Raw genomic sequence first — 21,889 nt, 5'->3', positions numbered from 1 at the left:
GACGCTTGAGCGGTCGCTGACCGATGCTATGCAATCGAGTAAGGAAGTAAAGATGATTTCTGAAAAGAGCCTCGCCCGCGTGCTGGCACGTGCCGCGGTTTCGGCCACGCTCGTGCTGACGCCGGCTGCGGTCCTGGCAGCCCCCGCACTTGCTGCTCCGGTGGTGCTCGAGCCCGCCGACGAGAACGTGACACCCACCGAGCAGAGTAAGACCGCCGACAACTTCGGCGATTTCATTCACCGCGGCGGCCGCGGCTGGGGCCGTGGTTGGGGTAGCGGATCCGCTGGAAGTTGCTGAGTTGACATGACTACGGCCACCCTGACTCCGTTCGGGGTGGCCGTAGGGTCTGCCGCAACTCGAGCCGATCGGGACGAGCGTCGCCGACTCCCCTGCTCACCACGACACTGCCCACAGGATCTGCAGCGGGATCGCCTCGAGTGTGGGCACATGGCCGATGAGGTGGGGCAGAGCACGCCGTCGTCGCCGTTGATAGTGCCTCCGTTGATGCGGAAATCGGCGAGGTAGGTGGTGTTGGTGTCTCCGGCGATGTCGATCCGCCCCGCGAGGTAGATACGACTGCCGGTGGTCCGGGTCTCGATGTCGAACTCGGCAGTGCTGGGCACATCGCAGACGAGCGCGAACGTCTCGAGATCTCGAGTGCGGTGGATGCCCGCCGTGTGCTGTTCGACCTCCTGGCGGATAGAGTGAATGGTGTTATCCCCGGCTAGATTTCGAACCCGTGTCGGTGTCCACTTGCCTTTCAGCCGGTCTCGGTCCGTACACGCGCGCCATCTTCGGCCACCGGACTACCGAGGGCGAGTTTGCGGCCGCATCTGCGCCGCGCTCACCTGGATCAGACGGAGCGGATCCGCATCGGCGAGAAACGCACCATCCAATGAGCATGCGTCACGGTTGCAGATCGGAGATCCGCGCCGGCCGATTGCGTACGGTTCAATCGCGCACTGAGCAATGTCGCAACCCGAAGGCTCGCGCCTTAGAGCGGGCTACCACTCAGCTCTGTGGTTGCAGCCGTGACCATTCCGAATTGGCACGGACGAGACTCGCCCCCGCGAGATTCGCATCGTTCATTCGCGTGCCGATCCGCGTCACCTTGTCCATCCGAGCGGAACTATGAGCGCATCTGAGAACTCCCCACTGAAGTTTCCACACTATCTGTCGTAACCCGAGAGTCCCTGTGCCAATGTCGCTTACCTGCTCGTGTTCGTCGTGCCGGTTCACAAGTCGTCGGCCGAGTCGCCGAAGTGCCCGGTTCTACCCGTCCTCGTCGCTGACCGACCCCGAGTGGACTCCCCTCGAGCCGCTGTCTCCGCTCCCGGGCAATCACGCTGGCCGCGGCGAGCGGCCGGAGAAGTGGCCACGGCCGCTGGTATTGGACGCGGTCTTCTACCTGGTGCGCGGCGGGATTGCCTGGGTACGTCCAGACCTGGATACCGGGTTCAGCGGCAGCAGTTGGGGTCGAGTACGACGCATAGTGCGGCGAGCGCGTCGCGGTGGGCTCGATGAATGACGTTCATGCCGTGCCGTTCGGAACTGACGAGGCCCGCTTTGCGCAGTTGGGTGAGGTGATGGCTGATCGTGGATTCCGACAGCCCGACCGCGTCGGCGAGATCACCTCCGTTTTCACCACTGTTCGGACTGGCCAGCAGCAGCGACATCAGCTTCACGCGGACGGGGTCGGCCAGCGCTTTCAGGCGCAGCGCGACGTGCAGTGCCGCGTCGTCATCGATCGGTCCGGCGGCTACCGGCGCGCAGCAGACCGGGGCGGACATATCGATGACGGGTAGCGCTTTGGGCATGGCATCGATCCTACCTGCGGAATTGACATATGTCGAAAAGGTGGCAAACTCGACACTGTCAGCTCTTCGATATATGTAACATAGGTGGAGGTTGTGATGTCTCGTGTTCAACTCGCTCTCAATGTGGATGACCTGGAGCAGTCGATCGGGTTCTACTCGACCCTGTTCGGCGTGGACCCGGCCAAGCGCAAGCCGGGCTATGCGAATTTCGCGGTAACCGAGCCACCGCTGAAGCTGGTCCTCATCGAGAACCCCGGCCACGGCGGCAGCGTGAATCACCTCGGGGTGGAGGTGGATTCGTCGGAGAAGGTGCATGCCGAGGTCGCGCGGTTGTCGCAAGCTGGTTTGTTCACCGAGGAGCAGATCGCGACGACGTGTTGCTTCGCGACCCAGGACAAAGTGTGGGTCACCGGCCCGAACGCGGAGCGGTGGGAGGTCTACACGGTGTTGGCCGATACCGAGCACTTCGGCACCGCCCCGGAACTGACTGGGATGAGTGACGGAGAGGCGGTGCAGGCCTGCTGCGGCACCGACGGCCGCGGCGAAACCGAGGCCGAGGCGGGAACCGGGGTCGCGTGCTGCGCACCGGCCGATCGGTAGGGCCCGGGCCCGAGGTGGGCAATGTCGATGCCCCGTTCGCGGCAGTCGGGATGCCGCGGGCGGGGCTCCGGGCTGCCGGCGTGCGGCCGAGGACGAATCCCGCTGGGCACAACAACTTTGCGAGCACAACCGAGTGGCCCGCCGCCGACCCGGACCTGGACTCCTGCGAACACCGACACGCTCTCTCTTACAGGGAAACAGCGGTAGCCTTCCAGCGCACATACGGATTCACCTACAGGAGACTCTCGATGGCATACGTGCCGAAAACCGTGGAGAAGATGTTCGTCCGGGCCAACACCGCCGCATATCGCGCCAGCAGGGGCAAGATCGGCGGCAGCTTCTATAACGCACCCGTCCTGCTGCTGACCACGACCGGGCGGAAATCGGGCAAAGAACGCACGACGCCACTGCTCTATCTTCTCGACGAGAAGCGCTACATCGTGGTGGCCTCGGACCGGGGCGCGCCGAAACACCCGGCGTGGTATCTCAACCTCCGCGACCATCCTGACGTGACCGTTCAGATCGGCTCGCAGAGGATCTCGGCCACCGCGACCGAAGTGACCGGCGAGGACCGTGACCAGCTGTGGCCGAGGCTGGTCGAGATGTACCAGGGCTACGACGACTACACCGTCAAGACGACCCGGACATTTCCCATCGTCACCTTTACTCCGAAGTAAGACCGCCCTGCGGGCCCGCGAAACTGTCTGCGGGTTCACGACAGGACGACCAAGTCGTGCCCGTATGCCCGATAGACGATGCGCGACAGCTCCGTTCGCGGCAGGAATGCAGGATGGAACCGGCGCTCGATCGACTGCGTCCTATCCAGCATGACAATCGATGCGCGTCCCATCAGCCCGGGAGAACGGTCGCCGGACCACCTGATCGCGACCGCGGGCAGTGGCGGGTGTCGGCGGCCGCTCGTCGAACAACGGCACATGCATGTTTCCCCAGCGCATCGACAGCGCACCGCTGGTGCGGCGCCGCCGTCGTTGCCGGCCGAAGGCGGCGGCGGTACGTGCACGAGGGAGCCCGGCAAATGAAGGTAGATCCGGAGAAATTGCGAGATTTGGCGGCGTCGATGGACGACATCGGCGCGCAGGCCGGTGCATTGAACGTCCGCCTCAGCGCCGATGCTGTAGCCGGCGCGCTGCCGGGTTCACCTCTGGCCGAGGTATGCGCGACCGCGGTCGAATATGTCGAAAGCACGTGGCTGGGAATGGCGGTGCGCTGCGAAAGGTTGTCCGGCATCTGCCGAGGAAGCGCGGGCACCTATGAGGTGACCGATATCGACTTCCGCGATCGACTGGCTGCGATGAATGGGCGCGGCTGATGCCGGACGATGTTCCCCTGCTGAGCCAGGTATGGACGTGGCAGCCATGGAAGATGACCGAGGCAGGGCGGGAGATAAAGGCGCGCAATGCCGATTTCGGCGGCCTCGCGCAGCGGATGGTCGCCCAGATCCGCGACGCGGGATCGCACTGGGACAGTGCGGCATACTGGGCCGCCTACGATCGGGTCGCCGCTGATAGTGACACCGCGCGCAAGGTCGCTCATGCGGTCGACGAACTCGGTGACGCCATGATCAACGGCGGGAAGACCCTGACCGATTTCCGAGATGTATTGGTCGGCAAGGTTGCTGAAGCGACGGAGGCCGGGCTGACCGTCGCCGACGACGGGTCCGTCGGCACCCCGGCAGGCGTCTTCGGCGACGACCGGGAGGCCGCTCGCCGAATTCATCAGGAGGCGATCGATACCGCACTCCGCGAGATGCTCAGTGCGCAGACCGACATCACGATCGGCATCGCACATGCCTCTGACCAGGTACGGGCCCGGGGTGAACAGTTCGGCGGCGGCGATTCCGGGCATGATCCATCGGTCGTCGCGTTGTCCTGGGGGCCGGCGATCCCGGGAATGCCACCCTTGCCGCCACGGGATAGCGGACAAGGTCCGCATGGTTCGCAACCTTGGTACAGCCGTGGCGACGATATAGCGCTCGAAGCCGTGGTTCAGGCGGCCGTGGTGGCCGCGGACGCACAAGGCCTCTCGCACGCGTCCAACCATCTACGCCACTATCTCGGCAACAGCGGTGCGGACGTGAACCTGGACCCCGATCAGATCATGCGTAACGATCCCGGTCTGAAGCAGATTGCCGACGACCTCGTGAGCACCGAGGTCCAACGCATCTGCACCGAGACGACGGCGACCGGAAACTACGGGATCCCCATCCCATTCCAATCACCGTGGCGGGATTACAGTTTCGATCCGGAACAGCAGCGGGACTGGTTTCTGGCACTCGGGGCGGTGGAGAACTCCGCCAGCGGCGTCGTCATAGTTCATTCTCCGGAAGAATCTGGTGGACAACCACGCATCACCGTCGATTATCGGACCCATATTTTCGACCGGTACAACTGGGATCGTGGCAAGGTGACCGAAATCGCGGGATTCGATGTCTTCGATTCGGCAATCGGCGCCCTGCACACAGCGGGTCTGGCGCAGGAGTTCGACCTGCTCGGCTCGTCCGCCGCCAAGCACTACGAGGGCGCACTGCCCGCAGACGGACAGCTCACTCTTCCGAACGGACCCGACAGCCACAGTGACGCACGGACCGTCCCGGAGGGTGATAACGCCGCCGCGACAGACGGCGGTCCCACGATGTACACCGTCGCCCCGTAGTGGGCGATGACCGCGAACCCTGAAAGGAGGAACGCGCCGCACGTTCGATGAAGTCTGAGCCGAGAGTGGGCGTGACCGATATCGCTGGATCCGGAGTCCGGGTGCCGGCAACAGCCGCGGGCCCATTCGGGGCGCCCGATTCACTCGTCGGGCCCGACACGATCCGACCGAGACCTTGCGGACGCCTGCGCTGGATAGGTACCGATCAGGCGACGCCGTTGGCGGTCTCCGTGTGCAGGCGACGGAAGCGGCTGCCGTGGAAGACCAGTGGGTCCGCGCCGGCGCGGGTGGCGATGCGGTGGACGCGGAGGATGACGACGGCGTGATCACCCGCGGGAACGGTGGCTTCGGGTACGCCCTCGATCCAGGCGGAGGCGCCCTCGATGAAGACGGCAGCACCGCTGCCGCGGTACAGATCGACGTCGCGGAAGCGGTCCCCGTCCCGGGTACCGAGCGAGCGGGCGGCAGCTTGTTGGTCCGTACCGAGCAGGCTGAGTCCGAGATGGCTCGCGGCAGCGAGTTTGGGCCAGGTTTCCGAGGAGTTCTGTACGCAGAACGAGACCAGCGGTGGGTCGAGCGAAACGGGGACGAAAGTGCTGACCGCGAGCCCGTACGGGGTTGCGTCGAGTTCGGCGCATACCGCGACGACACCGCTGGGGAAATTGGCGAACGCGCGACGGAGTCCGGCTCCGTCGGCGGGAGATCCGAACAGGTCATGCATGATTCGCAGCCTTCGAACTGGTGGCCAGTGCCTCGGCGACCGAGCGCCACCGATCACTGTACCGGTCGATCACGCCGTCCTCGGGGAATGTGCTGGTCGCGAGCCTGTCGATCTCCAGGTATGGCAACGTCCGATCCCGGTCGCGGGCGGTGGCCCCCGACCCGAATTCTGTCGTGAGCCGGTCCGCGACCGCGAGCGCCTGCGCCGCCAACAGAATACGATCGGCTGCGCAGGACGCGAACCGGGTTCGCCCGGTGCTCTGCTCCGTGGTCATCGCGGCTCCATCGCGTATCGGGGGTAGCTGTCGGATCGGAGACCGGTCGCAACCCGTGCACCCGGCCTCCGTCCAGTCCAACACCGTTATCCGAACGCCACGAGGGTTTGAATCGGCGGGATCGGATCGCGGCGCTACTCCACCGCCGACGCCGTAGTTGGACTTGCTCCCACTGTGCGGACCCAGTGCGCGGCGAGTCAACTCTGTCAGGGCGCATCACGTCCTTCATCGCGATCGAGTCCTGTCCCGTTGTCCGCGGCACTGCAGGCTCGCCTCGAATGTGAGCCATCGGCGCGAGGATGCGAAAGGGGTCTATTCGAAGATTGCCCTTCTGCTGGAGCCAGGTCGGAATCGCCATCGTCGGGCTGCACATCGACGTGCGCCTCGCATCCCGGCGACGTTCGACACACGCGCCGCCATCACGAACGGCCGGGACTGGGCCTGCGGTAACGCCACCTACCCGCACGGCCTTATCACCCCGCTGGTGAAGCCTCCGTTCGACTATTCATCATCGACTCCGGTGGCCCTCGCCCCCGGCGCCGGAGAAGTCACATGCGCCCTGGGAGCCACCCTCAGCGGTCCGCTCGACTCCGGGGCTCGACCGAGCTGGGCTTCACCAACCTGGTGAAGTCCGACGACAGGCCTCCCAGAAAAGGCTCAACGGATTCTTTCATCGCTCTCACCATCAACACCCTGGAATTCGCCGCCGGCTGATGGACAGCGTCCTCACACGACTTCGACGGCCACTTCCGCCGTCGTCGCCGCTCCGACCTGCGCCACGTCGACTGCGATCAGGTCATGACCGAGTTCCGCTCACACGCCGCCGAACTCGGCTACTGCGCAGGTTGGTAGCCCGGAATGGGCCTCCCACACTGTGGGGCGTCAACTCACATTCGAGCGGCAGCCGCGGCAAGAGCTAAGTGGCACACGAAATTTCAGACAAATTTGGTGTTCACTACCGTGATCAGACTTCGGGTAAACCGTCCTGCGCTATCCCGACGATCTGTTCCGGTCGACCGGAACCGCGGTACCGCTCGACCGGTCGCGACAGACTCAGCGCAGTTGCGCCGCCGACATGCATTCGGAGGCAATACGACTGCTGGCGGAGCGGGCCTTGTCCGCATCCTCCTTGCTCATGCCCAGCGTCTCCTGGTCTGGCGACTTCGCGTCGTACTTGTCGCTGATCATGACCCGCAGACCCGCCTGCGAAATTCCCTGATCCACGAACACCTTTGCGGCGCAGTCCGCCAACTGCTGGTTCTTGAGACCCTTGTCGTGCAGCGACTTTGCGAGATCGGCCTGCGTCACCGCGGCCGCCGTCGTGTCCTTATCGCTGCCACAGGCCGCGAGCACCGGCAACGCGATCAGCGCCGCGGTGATCATGCAGATCCGCACTTGACTCCTCTTCCGTCGAAATAGCCACCGTGGGGGGCGAGGACACCATAATGCCGCACCGCGTTCGGCGGTAGTCCTTCTCGACGATCGACGCCGGATGTGTTCCCGCACAATATATTGCGGTGTGGCTGCGGAGCGCGTCTCACAGATCCATCGATGCCCGCAAGGCGGTGTCGAGGCGCTCCAGAGTGTCGGAATCCACGGCGTCCACCCGCTCGGTCAGCCAACCGCGGAAGATGCGCCCGATATTCCCGGCGTGCACCCAGCCGTGCTCCTGCACCGGGACGGCGAGAATATCCAATGGGTCCTCGTCGACCACCTCGGCACCGATCAACCATGGGCGGGGGGACTGGTTGATGCCATCGCTGCTGATCAGCACGACCGTCCGGCGCCGCGGCGAACCATGCGGGTTGTAGTTCCACAGTTCACCCCGAAGCACGCATCGCCTCCTCGGCGGCCGCGAGTTCGGCCGTGTCCGCCGCGGCGTCGGCGGTCACGTCCGGCACGGGCCCAACGCCCATGCGCACGGCTTCGCGCCGCGCGGCCTTCGATATCCACGCCGAGGGCGACATTCCCGAGCGAGCCGCCGCCTGCTCGGCGTAGGACCAGGCGGCCTCGTCGAACGACAGGGTTACCTTACGTGTTGCCATACCAATTATCGTACCGTCGCGAGTGTCGTACTGCGCGGCGTACGCATCCCCGCCCCGCTGACCATCATCCCGGACATCGCCGCAATCCCGGATATCCGCGCAATCCCGGACGTCTCCGCCCCGTGCGGTTTCGCCTCGGCCGATCCGAACTGATGGCCGACCACTGCTGTTAGGGTTGACCCGATCGTCCGACGGCAGACGGGGATGACGAGCATGACGACGTTGCATCATCATCGGGTCGGCGCAGGGGAACCGATCGTGCTTGTACACGGGGTCGGGGCCCAGTGGCGGATATGGGAGCCGATCATCGACACCCTGGCCGCTTCTTATGAAGTGCTCGCGGTCGACCTGCCAGGATTCGGCGCCTCGACGCCGCTCGCGCACACAACCGTCGACACGCTCACCGACGCGCTCGCCGAATTCCTGGCCGCGCAAGGCATCGATCGTCCACATCTAGCGGGTAATTCGATGGGCGGGCTGATCGGACTGAATCTGGGCGCGCGCGGTCTGGCCCGCTCGGTCACCGCCTATTCACCGATCGGCTTCTGGAACACCGCCGGTCGCGTCTGGTGCCAGCAGTCGCTGGGTAGATCGCAGGCGCTCGCCCGGATGCTGCGGCCCGCGCTACCTGCTGTCCTCGGAACCGCGGCGGGGCGGACGGTGTTCCTGACGCTGATCTTCGGCAAACCTTGGGCCCTCGACGCCCACGTGGCATTGGACGTCGCCACCAACGCCGCGGACGCGGCGGGATTCGCCGCGGCACTCGCGTCGTTCACCGACACCGAACTGCCCGAGACCGGTTCGCTGACAGACATTCCCGTCACGATCGCCTGGGGCAACCGCGACCTCTTGCTCACCTATGCCACGCAAAGCCGCAGGGCGCGCGCCGTGCTGCCGAATGCCGAGCACGTCACCCTGCGCGGCAGCGGGCACACCCCGTTCTTCGACGACCCGTCCAGCTGCGCACGTGTGCTGCGCGAGACGATCGCGCGGGCGCGGTAGCGTCGGTCCTCAGCCGGGTGGATCGAGCAGGGTGTCCGCGTCGGCGGCGCCGAACAACACATGCACCGCGTTTCCCCACCGGTGCTGAAGAATTCGAGTCCGGTCCAGATCTCCGGTCAGCAGCACCCGCAGGGCGAGCCCGGTCATGATCTCGATGGTGAACTCGGTGATCGTCGGGACCCGTGGGTCATCGGGAAACTCGTGGCGGAAGATCTCGCGAATGCTGTTGTGCATCGACTCGAACAGTCGGGACTGCAGCGGCAGTAACGCCGCGAGCAGTTCCGGGTCGGTGCGCGCGCCGACCCATATCTCCAGCGCGGCCGAGAACGACGGACCGCTGAGCATCCGCGTGGTCAGCTCGACCGCCGTCGCCATTCGGTCCGCATCCGGCGGTATCGCCTCGAACTCGCGTGTCATCTGCGCGAATCGGCGCGCGGCGACGTGCTCGACGGCGCCGGCGAGGAGATCGGCCTTGGTCGGGAAGTGATGTTGCAGGGTGCCGCGCGATACTCCGGCCCGCTTCTGCACCTCCGTCGTCGTCGTGCCCGCGTAGCCGACCTCGACCATGCTTTCCACCGCCGCGTCCAGCAGTCGGGTGCGGATGCGCTCGCTACGCCGCGCCTGCGTCTCTCGGGCACGGTCCGGCACGGGATTCAGCGCCCCTGCCATCGGGGCTCGCGCTTCTGCGCGAATGCGAGGGCACCCTCGGCGGCGTCCTTGGAAAACAGTGCGGGCAAGGCAATCTCGCCCTGCTTCGCAAAGCCCTCCTCGACCGCCCAGTCCGGCGACTGGTCGATGATCTGCTTACTCGCCGCCACCGCAAGCGGTGCGGCGGCGGCGATCTCGGCCGCCATCTCCAGCGCACCCGCCAGGGCAGCACCCGGTTCGCTGACGCGATTGACCACACCGAGCTGATAGAGCCGCTCGGCACTGACCCGCCCGCCGGTGAGCGCAAGCTCGGCGGCCATGTTGCGCGGCAGTCGCTGACTCAGTCGCAGCACGCCGCCACCGGCGGCCACCAGACCGCGCTTGACTTCGGGAATGCCGAACTGCGCGTCGCGCGCGGCGACGATCAGGTCACCCGACAGCGCCAGCTCGAAACCACCTGCCAGGGCGAAACCTTCGACCGCCGAGATCATCGGCTTCACCGGCGGCTTCGCCGCGATGCCCAGCGGACCGCGACGCGGTGTCATCGGCATCTCACCCCTCGAAGCGGCGACGAGATCCATTCCGGCACTGAAGGTTCCGCCGGCCCCGGTGAGCACAACCACGCGCACGGCGTCGTCGGCCTCGAACTCGTCGACGGCTGCCTCGATAGCCCGCGCGGTAGCGAGGTCGATGGCGTTGCGCACCTCGGGACGGTTGACGGTCAGCACGGTGATCGCATCGCGCCGATCGACAAGTACCAGGTCGGTCATCGGGCGTTCCTCTCGATGAGCAGGGTGAACCTATCCCCCGGCGGGCGATCTCGACGTCCGCGCCGAGCGGGTCGTCCTCGGTGAACGCCGCGATGGTGTCGGCATCGGACGCCCGAAACCAGTATGCGGGCGTACGCAGGCGTCAGCGCGCTCATCACCACGACTTCGGGCTCATCGAAGTGTTCCGGCGCCGACCTCGTGCGATAGCAGACCGTGTACGCCTCGTACCGTCGCGGAACCGCTGCACCCGGGGCCTGCGCCGCGCCGCTGGGACCTGCGCCTCGACCGCGTGGCACAGTCGCACGGGCGGCATTGCGGAGTGCACGCCGATGCCGTGCTCCGTGCTGTACCATCCCGTCGCAAGTCCGTAGGCGCCCTGGTCCGCGCGCGGCACGCCGACCAGCGTCGCGACCGCATGAGTCGCGTAGTTGTTGCCGGCCCGCCGGTGAAGGTGAGCCCACCGGTGACCGACAGCGGGCGCTCGAGTCGTCGATCGGCAGCCCGCCGCGGCGGCGATCTGCACGGCGGCCGGGAGGCACGCGTAGAGATCGATATGCGCGACCGCATCGATGTCGATGCCGGCGGTGCCAGCGCCGCGCGGTCCGGCGCCGCGATGGCAGTTGACACGGCTATGGCGGCACGCTCGGAGACGAACCACTCGTCGGTCGCGGTGGCCGCCACCGTGGGGAACACCCAGCGTTCCCTTGACGCCCCTGCCGCGTCGGCGGCGGCGGGATCAGTCCGGCGCCCAGGTCGACTGATAGGTTCGACCAGGAGTTTCGGATAAGGCGTCGACACCATGCGATTGCCAGGCCGCGGCGCCGGAAGATGGGCCGCCGAACGTGCGACGGGCTGCCACGGGTACGGAACGCGCGCGGCGATCGCGGACAGCCGCGATCACAGCCCGCCGATCCGGTCCCGGTGGGTGCTTCACTCAGACCAGGCCTGCGGCGCAACGCCGTCTCGATCAGCGCGTAGAAGTAAACCCGGACCCACAAGCCCGCGGTGGTCGCCACCGAACCCGGCTCCAACAGTGGCCGGAACTCGCACGCCTGCAGCTAAGGCAAGGCAATCTAACCCACACTCCCGGCCGGCATTGTTGGCGCAGCACCACCATTCCTCGTCCATGTCAACCACATTGCTGCCCTGGTGATTTCGAATATTTTAATTGAACCGCACGACCACTCCATCGCACTCGGGCTAGCGATCCGGCTCACCCCACCACAGGCAGACACAGTTGGCAATCCATCAGTTAACCAAACTGAGACTCAGCAGTCTGAGACAGACGCCACAATTCTTCTGGGCCCGCTGTTAGCATTTTGCAAGATTCGCCAGCCAGTCGAATAGTGGTGCGTGGCACACTGCGAAGGGTCTGTGTATCGCGGGACGTCTGTGTTTCGCACTGCTCTCGGCATTCAACCGGAGGGCTCACAGACATTGACCAGGACCGGATCCATTCTGCTTTCCGCATTGGCGGGTGCCTCGGCTTTGCTTCTCATAGCAACCTCCCCCGCCACCGCAAATCCGAACGCGATCAATCCGATTCCGGTTCTCAACGGCACCACCGGATTACCGAATCTAGCCGGCCGCAGCAGGGCGATATTCCAGATGACGGGCATGGCCAGCCCGAACAACACCCAGACCTACAACGTGCTCGGCACCGACCTCGGCATCATGTGGGACAACGGCCACGGCGAAATGCTCACCGCTTTCGGCGACACCGCGGGGTTCGGTCTTCCGAACCTGCTCGCCGGCAGCGCCTGGGCATGGCGCAGCAATATCCTCCTGCGTAGCCATACCCAGGATCCGGCCGGCGGCATCTTCTTCGACAGCGTGGTACGCGACGTATTCGGACAGGCACGTGATCTGATTCCCAGCCCGAAGATTCCCTTCCTGGAAATCAGCCGGATCCCCACGGCAGGCATCTCGGCCGACGGCGTGCAGTACATGAGCCTGATGTCAGTGCGGAACTGGGACGATGTCGGCCAGTGGAGCACCAACTTTTCCGGACTGGCCGTTTCCGGTGACAACGGCGAAACGTGGGCCGACCTGCCAGAAACCCGACGGCCGAACGAGGGCGCCGATGCCAACTTCCAGATGAACTCCTTTCTGAAGAATGGCGGATACATCTACGAGTACGGCACTCCCCCCGGTCGCAACAAAGCCGCATATGTTGCTAGGGTCCGCGAGAGCGACATCGCGAATCTGGGCCAATACGAATACTGGGATGGCGATCGGTGGCGCAAGAACGACGTGAATGCCGCGGTGCCGATCATGGGGGGCGTGGGCGAACTGTCGGTGATGTACAACGACTACCTGGGACAGTTCATCTCGCTGACCACCGATCCGTTCAACTCCGTGGTGCTGCGTCGCGCACCCTCGCCGGCAGGCCCGTGGAGCGCCCCCGAGGTGCTGATCGACACCAGGGAGTTGCCGTCCGCATACGCGCCGTCGATCTACCCATATCAGACCGGACGCGATCTTTACTTCCTCACGACTGTGCACAGCCAGTACAACGTCGTGCTGATGCGCACAACGCTGTAGCACCGGAGGACGGAGCGATCCCACACGGTAGTTGACCTCAACAAGGGTTTACGTATGAGACTGAACCGCGCTGGATTGTTTTTCGTTTTCCGGAGGACCAGTGGTCATCACCGATATCCACACCTGGCTCGGCGCCCACGCCCATATGGTGGACAGCACCGATCCGGCTGCTACCGGCCGTGACCTCGACAGCCTGCTCGCCGGACTCGACTCCGCGACCGTAGTAGGCCTCGGCGAATCAACGCGGTTCTCGCGGCAGACCTTCGGCGTGCGAGAGCGGGTGTTTCGGGCATTGGTGCACCGGCACGGGTTCCGTGCGCTGGCGATCCAGGACAGCGCGCAGTCCGGCGCACGCTGGGATCGGTTTGTCACCACCGGTGTGAGCGATCCAGAAACCGTGCTCAGCGATGCCTGGCGGCCGTGGCGAACCGAGGAAACAGTCGCGGCACTGCAGTGGATCCGTGCCTACAACCGCACCCATCCGAACGATCCGGTGCGAATCTTCGGCGTCCAGCCGGTGCATGCCGAACCGAGCGACTACGACACGGTACTCACCTCCCTGCGCGATACCGCACCGGAGCAGGTGGCGGCGATCGATGCGCACCTGGCGCCGATTCGCACCGCACACCAGGTCGACGAACACGTCCAGCGCTACCGGGGCGTGCACCCGGGCCGCCCATTCGTCGAGCATGCTCGGGACGCGCTGGCGCTACTCGAAGCCCTGCCGGATACGCCGGAACGCGCCACCGCACTGATACACGCGCGCCTGATCCGGGACTTCCACCAGTACAGCGTCGCAGGCCAGGGCAGTTTCGCCCGCGATGAGCGGCCCGAGGCGGAAACCGTGATCGAGTGGCAGCGCACGACCGGCGCCAAGATCGTCTACTGGGACGGACTCGCGCACACCACCAGCGCCCGCATCACAATGGAATCAGCCGAATTCCGCGGCGTGGGTAGTCACCTGCGCGAGCATTTCGGCGACCGATACATCTCGGTGGCCATCGGCTTCCATCACGGAAACTTGGGCGTGGCGGTGGCGCCCGACCCGCTACCCGACCTGGTCGACGCCACCCTCGGAGCGCTCGACCTGCCTGCGTACTACGTGGACCTGCACGCCGACGCGCCGGAATCGGTGCGCCGCTGGCTGACCGCCCCCGCGAAGGCCCGCACCATCAGCGGCGTGTACGACCCGGCTGCCGAAGCGGCCGCACACATCCGGGTGCAGTCGCTCGCCGCCGCATTCGATGTGCTTATCCACGTGCGCGAGACCACGCCGGTGCGCTGGCTGCCGCAAGTATCCGGCTGAGAGACAACCGCGGTTCGGGCGATCAATAGACTCGCGACTATGGATGCGGCCGATTGGGACGAGCGTTACGAGCAAACGGAATTGGTCTGGGGCGCACCCCCGAACAGCACCGTGGTAGAGCACATCCACGGATTGCAGCGACACACGGCGGTGCGGCCCGATGGCGATCCCCCGGAGTTCCCGCGCGCGCTCGACCTCGCGTGTGGCGAGGGCCGCAACACGCTGTGGCTCGCCACGCACGGTTGGCAGGTGCACGCGGTCGACTATTCCCAGGTCGGCATCGACAAGGGCCGTACCGTCGCCTCGCGACTGTCCCGCTCGGTCCGCGGCCGCATCACCTGGCAGTGCGCTGACGTCACCGACCTCGACGCGGCAGGCATCACCGGACCGTTCGAGCTGGTCTTGATGGTCTTCCTGCACCTACCCCCCGAGCAGCGCCGCTCGGTGGTCCGGCGATCGGCCGAGTTACTCGCTCCCGACGGCACGCTGCTCGTCCTCGGCCACGACACCACGAACCTGACCGACGGCTTCGGCGGCCCACAGGACCCCGCCATCCTCTACACCCCCGACGACATCGTCGCCGACCTCGGTCCCTTGGCTGCCGCCCACCACATCCGCGTCCGTACCGCCGACCGCGTCTACCGCCCCACCGAAACCCGCGACGCCATCGACGCCCTCGTCATCGCCACCCGCCCGCCCGACCAACCCACCGACTGACCGTCGACGAATGGCACGCCATGACGCCCCTAGCCGTTCGTCACCGGCCGCTCGGACCAACGGATCAACCAAGGGGTGATGGCCTCGGCAATGAGGTCGAAGTTCGCACGAAAAGAGTGAGGTTGGCCGGGGATGACCCGGACTTCGGCAGCATCGGCAGGGTCAGGGATACCGAAGGGATCATTGGCCCCATTGACGACAACCACCTCGATAGGTTCGGCGTCCAACAACTCCTCGCGGCGGGATTTCTCCGGCTTCCCCGGCGGGTGCAGCGGGAAAGAGAGCGCGATCACGCCGCGCACCCGCGCCGGGACCGCGGTACGGCAGGCGACCCTTGCTCCGTTGCTCCGTCCACCCTGGATCAACGGGATTCGCTTACGCCCGCGCAGCTGAGCAACGATCTCCAACCAGGCCTCGTCCTGCTTGACCGCGGAACCGGGCGCCCGACGCCCGGCGACCCGGTACGGCTGCACGACCCGCGCCACGGCCCCACCCAGTCGAAGCGCCGAATCACGCACCGCGAGAATATCTTTCGCGTCCACCCCGCCGCCGGAACCATGCGTGAGCAGCAGCAGGAACGCGGGTCGACGCGGCTGATCGAGTTCGATTTCAGCCGGTCCGGCACTCGTCTCGATGCGCACACCACACTGTATTCAATTTGCAGCGCCTGCGGCGCTGCGGGTTCGCGGCGAATGCTCGGTCTCGCTTCGCTCGGAAGTTGGGGTTGAGCCGACGCTGGTCGCGGTGAGCGGGGGCGCGGCGACGCATGGGTGGTGCGTACCCCTTGCGGCTCTTGTTCGAGCGACCAACGTTGGCGAGTTCGTCATGGACACGTCGAGGTCGGGGAGTGAGTCGGGCCATACTCGGTCTTGCTGACACCAAGTTGCGAACCGACGATGGACGCGCAGCGGCTCTGAGCAGCTTCGCTCGAAGTTGAGGCGGCGCCAACGCAGTTGCCCTGGGCGGCGAACTCGAAGGCGCGAAGGACAGGTATGACGTCCGGGGCCGGCGCCGGAGACACGTACAGCGCATGAGGTACGCGCCAGAGGACGGAGTGCCAGGTGCTCGCGGTGCACCTGCGCGGCCATTCCGGTTGTCACGGAAGTGCCGCCGCGTACTGGCGGGCCAAGACCGAGCAGGCGGGCGTCGGTATACCCGAAATGGGTGCGGCCCGGGTAGGTCACGGGGCGGCGGTCGGGGATCTGGATGTTTGTCGCGGGTGACCGACGGTGAAGCGTTGTCACGCATGGGGCGACCCTCGGGCGCAAGGGGCTTTCGACATCCGCGGTGTTTATCGCGTCACATTGCTCGCTTCACCCTTTGCCGTCTAATTACCGGCCGGTAATATGATGGTTAAGTTACCCGCGAGTAGCATGCGGAAAACGGGCACGACTACCTGATGGAGCGAACGACGGGCGGGAACGGCAGCAACCGACCGCACCACACTCAACGGAGAGAGTACTGAGATGGGTCACTACAAGAGCAATGTCCGCGACCTGGAGTTCAACCTCTTCGAGGTCCTCGGCCTCGGTCCCATCCTGGACAGCGGCGCCTACGGCGACCTCGACGCGGACACCGTCAAGGAGATGCTCAACGAGGTGCGGCGTCTGGCCGAGGGGCCGCTCGGCGAATCCTTCGCCGACGCCGACCGCAACCCGCCGGTCTTCGACCCCGCAACCCACACAATCACCCTGCCCGAGTCTTTCAAGAAGAGTTACCGCACCATCCAGGACGGCGGTTGGGACCGGTTGGGCATTGCCGAGGAACTCGGCGGCCTGCCCATTCCGCGCGCGGCCTACTGGGCCATCTCCGAACTGATCCTGGGCGCGCAGCCCGCCGCCTTCATGTATGCCGCGGGTCCCGGGTTCGCCAACATCTTCTACAACAACGCCACCGAAGAGCAGAAAGGCTGGGCGAAGATCGCCGCCGAGCAGGGTTGGGGCGCCACCATGGTCTTGACCGAGCCCGACGCCGGATCCGACGTGGGCGCGGGCCGCACCAAGGCCGTTAAGCAGGAAGACGGCTCCTGGCATATCGAAGGCGTCAAGCGCTTCATCACCTCGGCCGACTCCGACGACCTGTTCCCGAACATCATGCACCTGGTGCTGGCGCGACCCGAGGGCGCGGGCGCGGGCACCAAAGGCCTGTCACTGTTCTTCGTGCCGAAGTTCCACTTCGACCACGAGACCGGCGAACTGGGCGAGCGCAACGGCGCATTCGTCACCAACGTCGAGCACAAGATGGGCTTGAAGGTGTCGGCCACCTGTGAGATCACCTTCGGCGGCCACGGCATCCCGGCCACGGGATGGCTGGTCGGTGAGGTGCACAACGGCATCGCGCAGATGTTCGACGTCATCGAGCACGCGCGCATGATGGTCGGCACGAAGGCCATCGCGACACTGTCGACCGGTTACCTGAATGCCCGCGACTACGCCAAGGAGCGAGTCCAGGGCGCCGACCTGACCCGGATGACCGACAAAGCCGCGCCGCGCGTGACCATCGCCCACCACCCCGATGTCCGTCGTTCGCTGGCCACCCAGAAGGCGTACGCGGAGGGCCTGCGCGCGGTGTATATGTACACCGCCGCCCACCAGAACGCCGATGTCGCGCAGCACGTGTCCGGCGCGGACGCCGACCTGGCCGCGCGGGTCAACGATCTACTGCTGCCCATCGTCAAGGGCGTCGGATCCGAGCGGGCATACCAGTACCTGACCGAATCGCTGCAGACCCTCGGCGGTTCCGGCTTCCTACAGGATTACCCGATCGAGCAGTACATCCGGGATGCCAAGATCGACTCGCTGTACGAAGGCACCACCGCCATCCAGGCGCAGGACTTCTTCTTCCGCAAGATCGCCCGTGACCGCGGCGTCGCGCTGGGCCATGTACTCGGCCAGGTGCAGAAGTTCATCGACTCCGAGGCGGGCAACGGCCGGCTGAAGAGCGAGCGCAAGCTGCTGGCCACCGCGCTGGAAGACGTGCAGGCCATGGCCGCCACGCTCACCGCCCACCTGATGGGGGCCCAAGAGCAGCCGTCCGAGCTGTACAAGGTCGGTCTCGGTTCGGTGCGCTTTCTGCTCGCGGTCGGCGACCTGCTCATCGGGTGGCTGCTGCTGCGCCACGCCGAGATCGCCATCGCGGCGCTCGACGATACCGTGTCGGCCGACGTGCATGTGGGCGGCGCAGCCAGTGCCGACGAGTCGTTCTACCAGGGCAAGATCGCGGTCGCGCAGTTCTTCGCGCGCAACATCCTGCCGGAGTTGACCGCCACCCGCACCGTCCTGTCCGCGTTGGACAACGACATCATGGAGTTGGACGAAGCCGCTTTCTGACGGTCGGCGGCTTCCGGCCCGGAGAATCTCTCCGGGCCGGTTTCCGCATCATGGGCAGGTCCGCTGGCCTATCGGTCGGCGGTCCGAAGACATCCACCACGACAGATTCCGTGCGCACCCCCGCCACCGGGCGAGGCCGCTCGATGAGCACGCGGGGTCCGACTGACTCGACGGTTTACGAACAGTCCTGCGGCGATCAGCGGCTGAAGGTCCGATTCGTCTCCCCGATGTACGCGACACGACAGCGTTGAACCGGCACAATATCCGGGCAGACCGTCGTGCCAGGAGAAGGGACCGTCCGGATGACTCGATCGCTGTCCGCACTCGCCAAAGCCGGTGCGCTCGCCGCGGTCCTCTCCCTCGCCGCGGCCGCGCCCGCCGGCGCCGACCCGAACAATGTCATGCCGATCCCGGCGCTCAACGGCATCCACGGCCTGCCAACCCTGCCCGGCCCGACGAAAGCCGTGTTCCAGGTGACCGGCATGGATAGTCCGAACCGCACCCAGAACGCCAACGTACTCGGCACCGACCTCGGCGTCATGTGGGACGACGGCAACGGCCGGATGATCACCGCCTTCGGCGACAGCGCGGGTGTCGGCATTCCCAACCTCCTCGCGGGCAGTGTCTGGGCCTGGACCAGTAACGTACTGTTCCGCAGCGCTACCCACGATCCGTCCAACGGCATCCTGTTCGACGATGTCGTGCCGAATCCGCTGCCGAGTCCCAAGATTCCCGGCATCGAGATCAGCCTGATTCCGACGGCGGGCATCTCGGTCGGCGGTGTGCAGTACATGAGCATGATGTCGGTCCGCGAATGGGGCGAGCATGGGAAGTGGAACACCAATTTCGCCACCCTCGCCGCCTCCCGTGACGGCGGCACCACCTGGACACAACTCACCAACACCCGCCGCGCAAATGTCGACGGCCAGGAGAAGTTTCAGCAGAATGCCTTCTTGAAGGCCGACGGCTACGTCTACCGCTACGGCACGCCCGCCGGCCGCGGCAACCCCGGATTCATTTCTCGCGCGAAAGAATCCGAGATCGCCGACATCGACGCCTACGAATACTGGGACGGTGGCGCCTGGAAGCCCGGTGACGCCAAGACCGCTGCCCCGATCGTCGGCGGTGTCGGCGAACTTTCGGTGATGTGGAACAGCTACCTCGGCCGGTACGTCATGCTCAGCACGGACCCAGCCAACAATGTCGTCCTGCGGACCGCATCAGCCCCCGCGGGGCCGTGGAGCGAACCGCGCGTCCTGATCGACGCGCCGACCCTGCCCACCGCCTACGCACCGATGATCTTCCCGTACCAAACGGGCAGTGACCTCTACTTCCTGCTCACCCAGCACACCCAGTACAACGTGCTGCTGATGCGAACGCCGCTCTGATCCTCTCGCGCAGGCTCATTCGCATTTCACGATCGGCACCGGGTCATACTTGACCGTGCGGGTCCGGCGAGATACTTCACGGCCGGTCTTGCGGTCGGTGATGATCCGAGTGTCGGAGGTAGTGAAGCCAGGGGCGCCCTCGCTGGCGATGCAGTCCTTGCCCTTGGGCAGGGTGACGGTGTTCGGGTCGGTGGGCTTGGTGCGCTCGCCGGTCTCGGATTCGACGTCGACTGTCTTGGTGCCCCAGAGCCGGACGGTGATCTCCGAGTCGGTGGTGAAAGCCTCGATGTAGATACCGGATTGGCTGCTGTTGCGGAATTTCAGGTCGATCGCGCCGTCGAAGACGGTGGCCTCGCGGGCCGCAGGGTAGCGGGAGATGTAGTAGCTGTGTTCGGTGTGGCCCGCGTCCTCCAGACCCGCGAAGTACGCTGCGTTGTAAAGGGTGGTGGCGAACTGACTGATCCCGCCGCCGACGGCCGTGCTGGGGCGCCCGTGGTCGATGATGCCGGACTCGACGTATCCTTCGGCCGTGCCGCGGGGGCCGGTGAAATCGTTGAGCGAGAACGTGTCTCCCGGCTTCACGATCGCACCGTTGACCTTCTTTGCCACCGTACGGATGTTGACGCCGGAGGGCCCGCTGAAGCCGTTGGTGGTGAACGAACCCATGGTCTCCACGACGCCGAGGCTCTGTGCCACCTCGGTGGTCAACTTCGGTTCGACCCGTTCGTAGACCGCCTGCGTGGTCCGCTCGCCCGGCGCGACGAGCAGCGCGGTGAACTGCTCGAACGTCTTGGGCCAGTTGATCTTGTCGCCGACCACAGCGGGAACAACCGTCGGCCTGCCCCCGGACACGGCGAACGTCGCGTCCTTCGGTTCGATCTCCGAGGGCACCAGCTGCGGCGCCGCCAATCCGATCGCGGCGTCCTGGTTCACCGCGACGGTGAGACCGCCCTGCCCGTCGGGCACGAAGGTCAGCACCGAGGCGATCTGCTCCGGCGTGAGCGTGGCCGCGGCATCCTTGCCCGTGAATGTGATCGGCGCTCGCACGGCGGGCTGAGCGATGTCTTGTAGCGCCTGATCGACCGCCTCGGGACGCACCGTCAGTGGTGCGGGGGCGACCGGAAGGTCCAGTGGCGCACCGGTGATCCAGTTGTCGACCAATGCCTCGCGCGCGGCGGCAAGGTCGAGCACACGTCCCGGAACGGGTGGCACCGCAATGGGACGGGCCTGGTCGAAAACGATGGTGCCCTCCACCGACGGCCGATCGTGTACCCGTAGGTCCGTCAGTTGACGTTGCAAGGCGGAGTCGTCGATCACGCTGGCGATCGAGACATCATGGGTGGTGAAGAACGAGAGGAGCCGGGTGACCGGGTTGAGCGGTTGAGTACCGATCCGCGACCAGGTACCGTCCCAGTCCACCGCCAGCCCCGCCGCGCTGGGCACGAGACGGGTCTGCACGTCACCGATGCGCAGCGGAAGTTCGCGGTCCGCTCTGGGCTCGAGCTCGGTACGCAGCGCGGCATCGGCATCGGCCTCGGCCATACCCCCGATGTCCACACCCGCGACGACGGTGCCCCGCGGCACCTCACCCGAGGACAACACCCAGTCCACCGCGTATCCGAGGCCGGCCACCACGAGCACCGCGCCGACAGCAATGCCCGCTCGGCGCACCGTGGCGGTGTCGAGCCGCTTCGGCAGCGGGCCGGACTTCGGACTACGCGCGGGCACCCGCCGTGGCGCGGACGGCACCGGCCGTCGGCCGGCTTGTATCGGCTGGGTCGGCGCGGAATCACCATCCCAGCCGCCCGACATACCCGCGTCCCGGTGCGGGTCCGACCGGAGGAGTTGACGTAATCCGACTTCGCCAGCCTGCTGCGGGCTGCTGCGTCCGATGTTCGGCTGGCTCGTCACGAACCGTCCTCCCCGTTCAGTTGAAGTTCAAACCCAAAAGTGGGTCTCTGCCAACGATAGTGGTCCTCGCCGAGGTGGCCAGCCGGGCGAAAAACCTGCAGCGAACCCCGCGCAAAGACCGGGTAGAACATGGGAAGGCCCCG

General features: G+C 65.9%; 23 protein-coding genes. 13 read left to right on the top strand and 10 right to left on the bottom strand.

The genetic code is table 11. The features are described from left to right. Positions 1 to 52 precede the first annotated feature (52 nt). Complete coding sequence (locus AB0C34_RS09945) at positions 53 to 298, top strand: hypothetical protein (RefSeq protein WP_357069439.1); 246 nt, start codon at positions 53 to 55, stop codon at positions 296 to 298. Between the two features lie 904 nt (positions 299 to 1,202). Further along, positions 1,203 to 1,529 (top strand): transposase, encoded by a 327-nt coding sequence (locus tag AB0C34_RS09940; protein ID WP_357069437.1) that lies wholly within the window; start codon positions 1,203 to 1,205, stop codon positions 1,527 to 1,529. Here the strand turns inward: AB0C34_RS09940 and AB0C34_RS09935 are convergent. Then, complete coding sequence (locus tag AB0C34_RS09935) at positions 1,459 to 1,818, bottom strand: Rv2640c family ArsR-like transcriptional regulator (protein WP_357069435.1); 360 nt, start codon at positions 1,816 to 1,818, stop codon at positions 1,459 to 1,461. The genes AB0C34_RS09940 and AB0C34_RS09935 overlap by 71 nt on opposite strands. Positions 1,819 to 1,914: 96 nt before the next feature. Between AB0C34_RS09935 and AB0C34_RS09930 the strand changes: the two genes are divergently transcribed. The 4 genes from AB0C34_RS09930 to AB0C34_RS09915 all read left to right on the top strand — a co-directional run bounded on the left by AB0C34_RS09930 (position 1,915) and on the right by AB0C34_RS09915 (position 5,091). Continuing rightward, a complete protein-coding gene (locus AB0C34_RS09930) occupies positions 1,915 to 2,418 on the top strand; it encodes an ArsI/CadI family heavy metal resistance metalloenzyme (protein WP_357069433.1) in 504 nt (167 codons plus the stop codon). Positions 2,419 to 2,666: 248 nt separating this feature from the next. Further along, positions 2,667 to 3,095, top strand: a complete 429-nt coding sequence (locus tag AB0C34_RS09925) for a nitroreductase family deazaflavin-dependent oxidoreductase (protein WP_357069431.1) — start codon at positions 2,667 to 2,669, stop codon at positions 3,093 to 3,095. Positions 3,096 to 3,454: 359 nt separating this feature from the next. After that, positions 3,455 to 3,748, top strand: a complete 294-nt coding sequence (locus AB0C34_RS09920; protein WP_357069429.1) for a hypothetical protein — start codon at positions 3,455 to 3,457, stop codon at positions 3,746 to 3,748. Further along, positions 3,748 to 5,091, top strand: a complete 1,344-nt coding sequence (locus tag AB0C34_RS09915) for a hypothetical protein (RefSeq protein WP_357069427.1) — start codon at positions 3,748 to 3,750, stop codon at positions 5,089 to 5,091. The genes AB0C34_RS09920 and AB0C34_RS09915 overlap by 1 nt, the downstream gene beginning before the upstream one ends. A 205-nt stretch (positions 5,092 to 5,296) precedes the next feature. On the opposite strand, the gene AB0C34_RS09910 is transcribed toward AB0C34_RS09915, so the two are convergent. The 5 genes from AB0C34_RS09910 to AB0C34_RS09890 form a co-directional block, all read right to left on the bottom strand. Further along, positions 5,297 to 5,812, bottom strand: coding sequence for a flavin reductase family protein (locus AB0C34_RS09910; protein ID WP_357069425.1), 516 nt, complete (start codon positions 5,810 to 5,812; stop codon positions 5,297 to 5,299). Beyond that, positions 5,805 to 6,086: a hypothetical protein gene (locus tag AB0C34_RS09905; RefSeq protein WP_357069423.1), complete on the bottom strand. Its 282-nt coding sequence runs from the start codon at positions 6,084 to 6,086 to the stop codon at positions 5,805 to 5,807. Before AB0C34_RS09905 ends, AB0C34_RS09910 begins: the two co-directional genes overlap by 8 nt. A gap of 1,053 nt (positions 6,087 to 7,139) precedes the next feature. Next, positions 7,140 to 7,469: a hypothetical protein gene (locus AB0C34_RS09900; RefSeq protein WP_357069421.1), complete on the bottom strand. Its 330-nt coding sequence runs from the start codon at positions 7,467 to 7,469 to the stop codon at positions 7,140 to 7,142. Between the two features lie 154 nt (positions 7,470 to 7,623). Then, complete coding sequence (locus AB0C34_RS09895; RefSeq protein WP_357069419.1) at positions 7,624 to 7,920, bottom strand: hypothetical protein; 297 nt, start codon at positions 7,918 to 7,920, stop codon at positions 7,624 to 7,626. After that, entirely contained in the window at positions 7,907 to 8,131 is a 225-nt protein-coding gene (locus AB0C34_RS09890) for a hypothetical protein (protein ID WP_357069417.1), read from the bottom strand. Before AB0C34_RS09890 ends, AB0C34_RS09895 begins: the two co-directional genes overlap by 14 nt. A gap of 213 nt (positions 8,132 to 8,344) precedes the next feature. Here AB0C34_RS09890 and AB0C34_RS09885 point away from each other — a divergent pair, with 213 nt between their 5' ends. Then, entirely contained in the window at positions 8,345 to 9,133 is a 789-nt protein-coding gene (locus AB0C34_RS09885) for an alpha/beta hydrolase (protein WP_357069415.1), read from the top strand. A gap of 9 nt (positions 9,134 to 9,142) precedes the next feature. On the opposite strand, the gene AB0C34_RS09880 is transcribed toward AB0C34_RS09885, so the two are convergent. Beyond that, on the bottom strand, positions 9,143 to 9,802 hold the full coding sequence (locus AB0C34_RS09880; protein ID WP_357069413.1) for a TetR/AcrR family transcriptional regulator: 660 nt from the start codon (positions 9,800 to 9,802) through the stop codon (positions 9,143 to 9,145). Continuing rightward, a complete protein-coding gene (locus AB0C34_RS09875; RefSeq protein WP_357069411.1) occupies positions 9,787 to 10,551 on the bottom strand; it encodes a crotonase/enoyl-CoA hydratase family protein in 765 nt (254 codons plus the stop codon). Before AB0C34_RS09875 ends, AB0C34_RS09880 begins: the two co-directional genes overlap by 16 nt. 1,437 nt (positions 10,552 to 11,988) lie before the next feature. On the opposite strand from AB0C34_RS09875, the gene AB0C34_RS09870 reads away from it, so the two are divergent. The 3 genes from AB0C34_RS09870 to AB0C34_RS09860 all read left to right on the top strand — a co-directional run bounded on the left by AB0C34_RS09870 (position 11,989) and on the right by AB0C34_RS09860 (position 15,118). After that, positions 11,989 to 13,095: a DUF4185 domain-containing protein gene (locus AB0C34_RS09870; RefSeq protein ID WP_357069409.1), complete on the top strand. Its 1,107-nt coding sequence runs from the start codon at positions 11,989 to 11,991 to the stop codon at positions 13,093 to 13,095. A 100-nt stretch (positions 13,096 to 13,195) separates the two neighbouring features. Continuing rightward, on the top strand, positions 13,196 to 14,401 hold the full coding sequence (locus AB0C34_RS09865; protein WP_357069407.1) for an erythromycin esterase family protein: 1,206 nt from the start codon (positions 13,196 to 13,198) through the stop codon (positions 14,399 to 14,401). 39 nt (positions 14,402 to 14,440) lie between these two features. Beyond that, positions 14,441 to 15,118, top strand: coding sequence for a class I SAM-dependent methyltransferase (locus tag AB0C34_RS09860; protein ID WP_357069406.1), 678 nt, complete (start codon positions 14,441 to 14,443; stop codon positions 15,116 to 15,118). 29 nt (positions 15,119 to 15,147) lie between these two features. Here AB0C34_RS09860 and AB0C34_RS09855 read toward each other — a convergent pair whose 3' ends face one another. Next, complete coding sequence (locus AB0C34_RS09855) at positions 15,148 to 15,759, bottom strand: alpha/beta family hydrolase (protein WP_357069403.1); 612 nt, start codon at positions 15,757 to 15,759, stop codon at positions 15,148 to 15,150. A 420-nt stretch (positions 15,760 to 16,179) separates the two neighbouring features. Between AB0C34_RS09855 and AB0C34_RS09850 the strand changes: the two genes are divergently transcribed. From AB0C34_RS09850 to AB0C34_RS09840, 3 genes are all read left to right on the top strand, one after another. Beyond that, positions 16,180 to 16,341 (top strand): hypothetical protein, encoded by a 162-nt coding sequence (locus AB0C34_RS09850; RefSeq protein ID WP_357069401.1) that lies wholly within the window; start codon positions 16,180 to 16,182, stop codon positions 16,339 to 16,341. Between the two features lie 243 nt (positions 16,342 to 16,584). Then, entirely contained in the window at positions 16,585 to 18,447 is a 1,863-nt protein-coding gene (locus tag AB0C34_RS09845; protein WP_357069399.1) for an acyl-CoA dehydrogenase, read from the top strand. Between the two features lie 302 nt (positions 18,448 to 18,749). After that, the gene (locus AB0C34_RS09840; protein WP_357069397.1) at positions 18,750 to 19,835 is read left to right on the top strand and encodes a DUF4185 domain-containing protein; all 1,086 of its coding nucleotides are present in this window, start codon (positions 18,750 to 18,752) and stop codon (positions 19,833 to 19,835) included. A 15-nt stretch (positions 19,836 to 19,850) separates the two neighbouring features. Here AB0C34_RS09840 and AB0C34_RS09835 read toward each other — a convergent pair whose 3' ends face one another. Beyond that, positions 19,851 to 21,746: a VanW family protein gene (locus tag AB0C34_RS09835; protein WP_357069395.1), complete on the bottom strand. Its 1,896-nt coding sequence runs from the start codon at positions 21,744 to 21,746 to the stop codon at positions 19,851 to 19,853. Positions 21,747 to 21,889: the final 143 nt, after the last annotated feature.

It is taken from the genome of Nocardia sp. NPDC049220 (assembly GCF_040647855.1).
Taxonomy (GTDB): Bacteria; Actinomycetota; Actinomycetes; order Mycobacteriales; family Mycobacteriaceae; genus Nocardia.
This window is presented reverse-complemented; position numbering and strand designations above follow the sequence as displayed.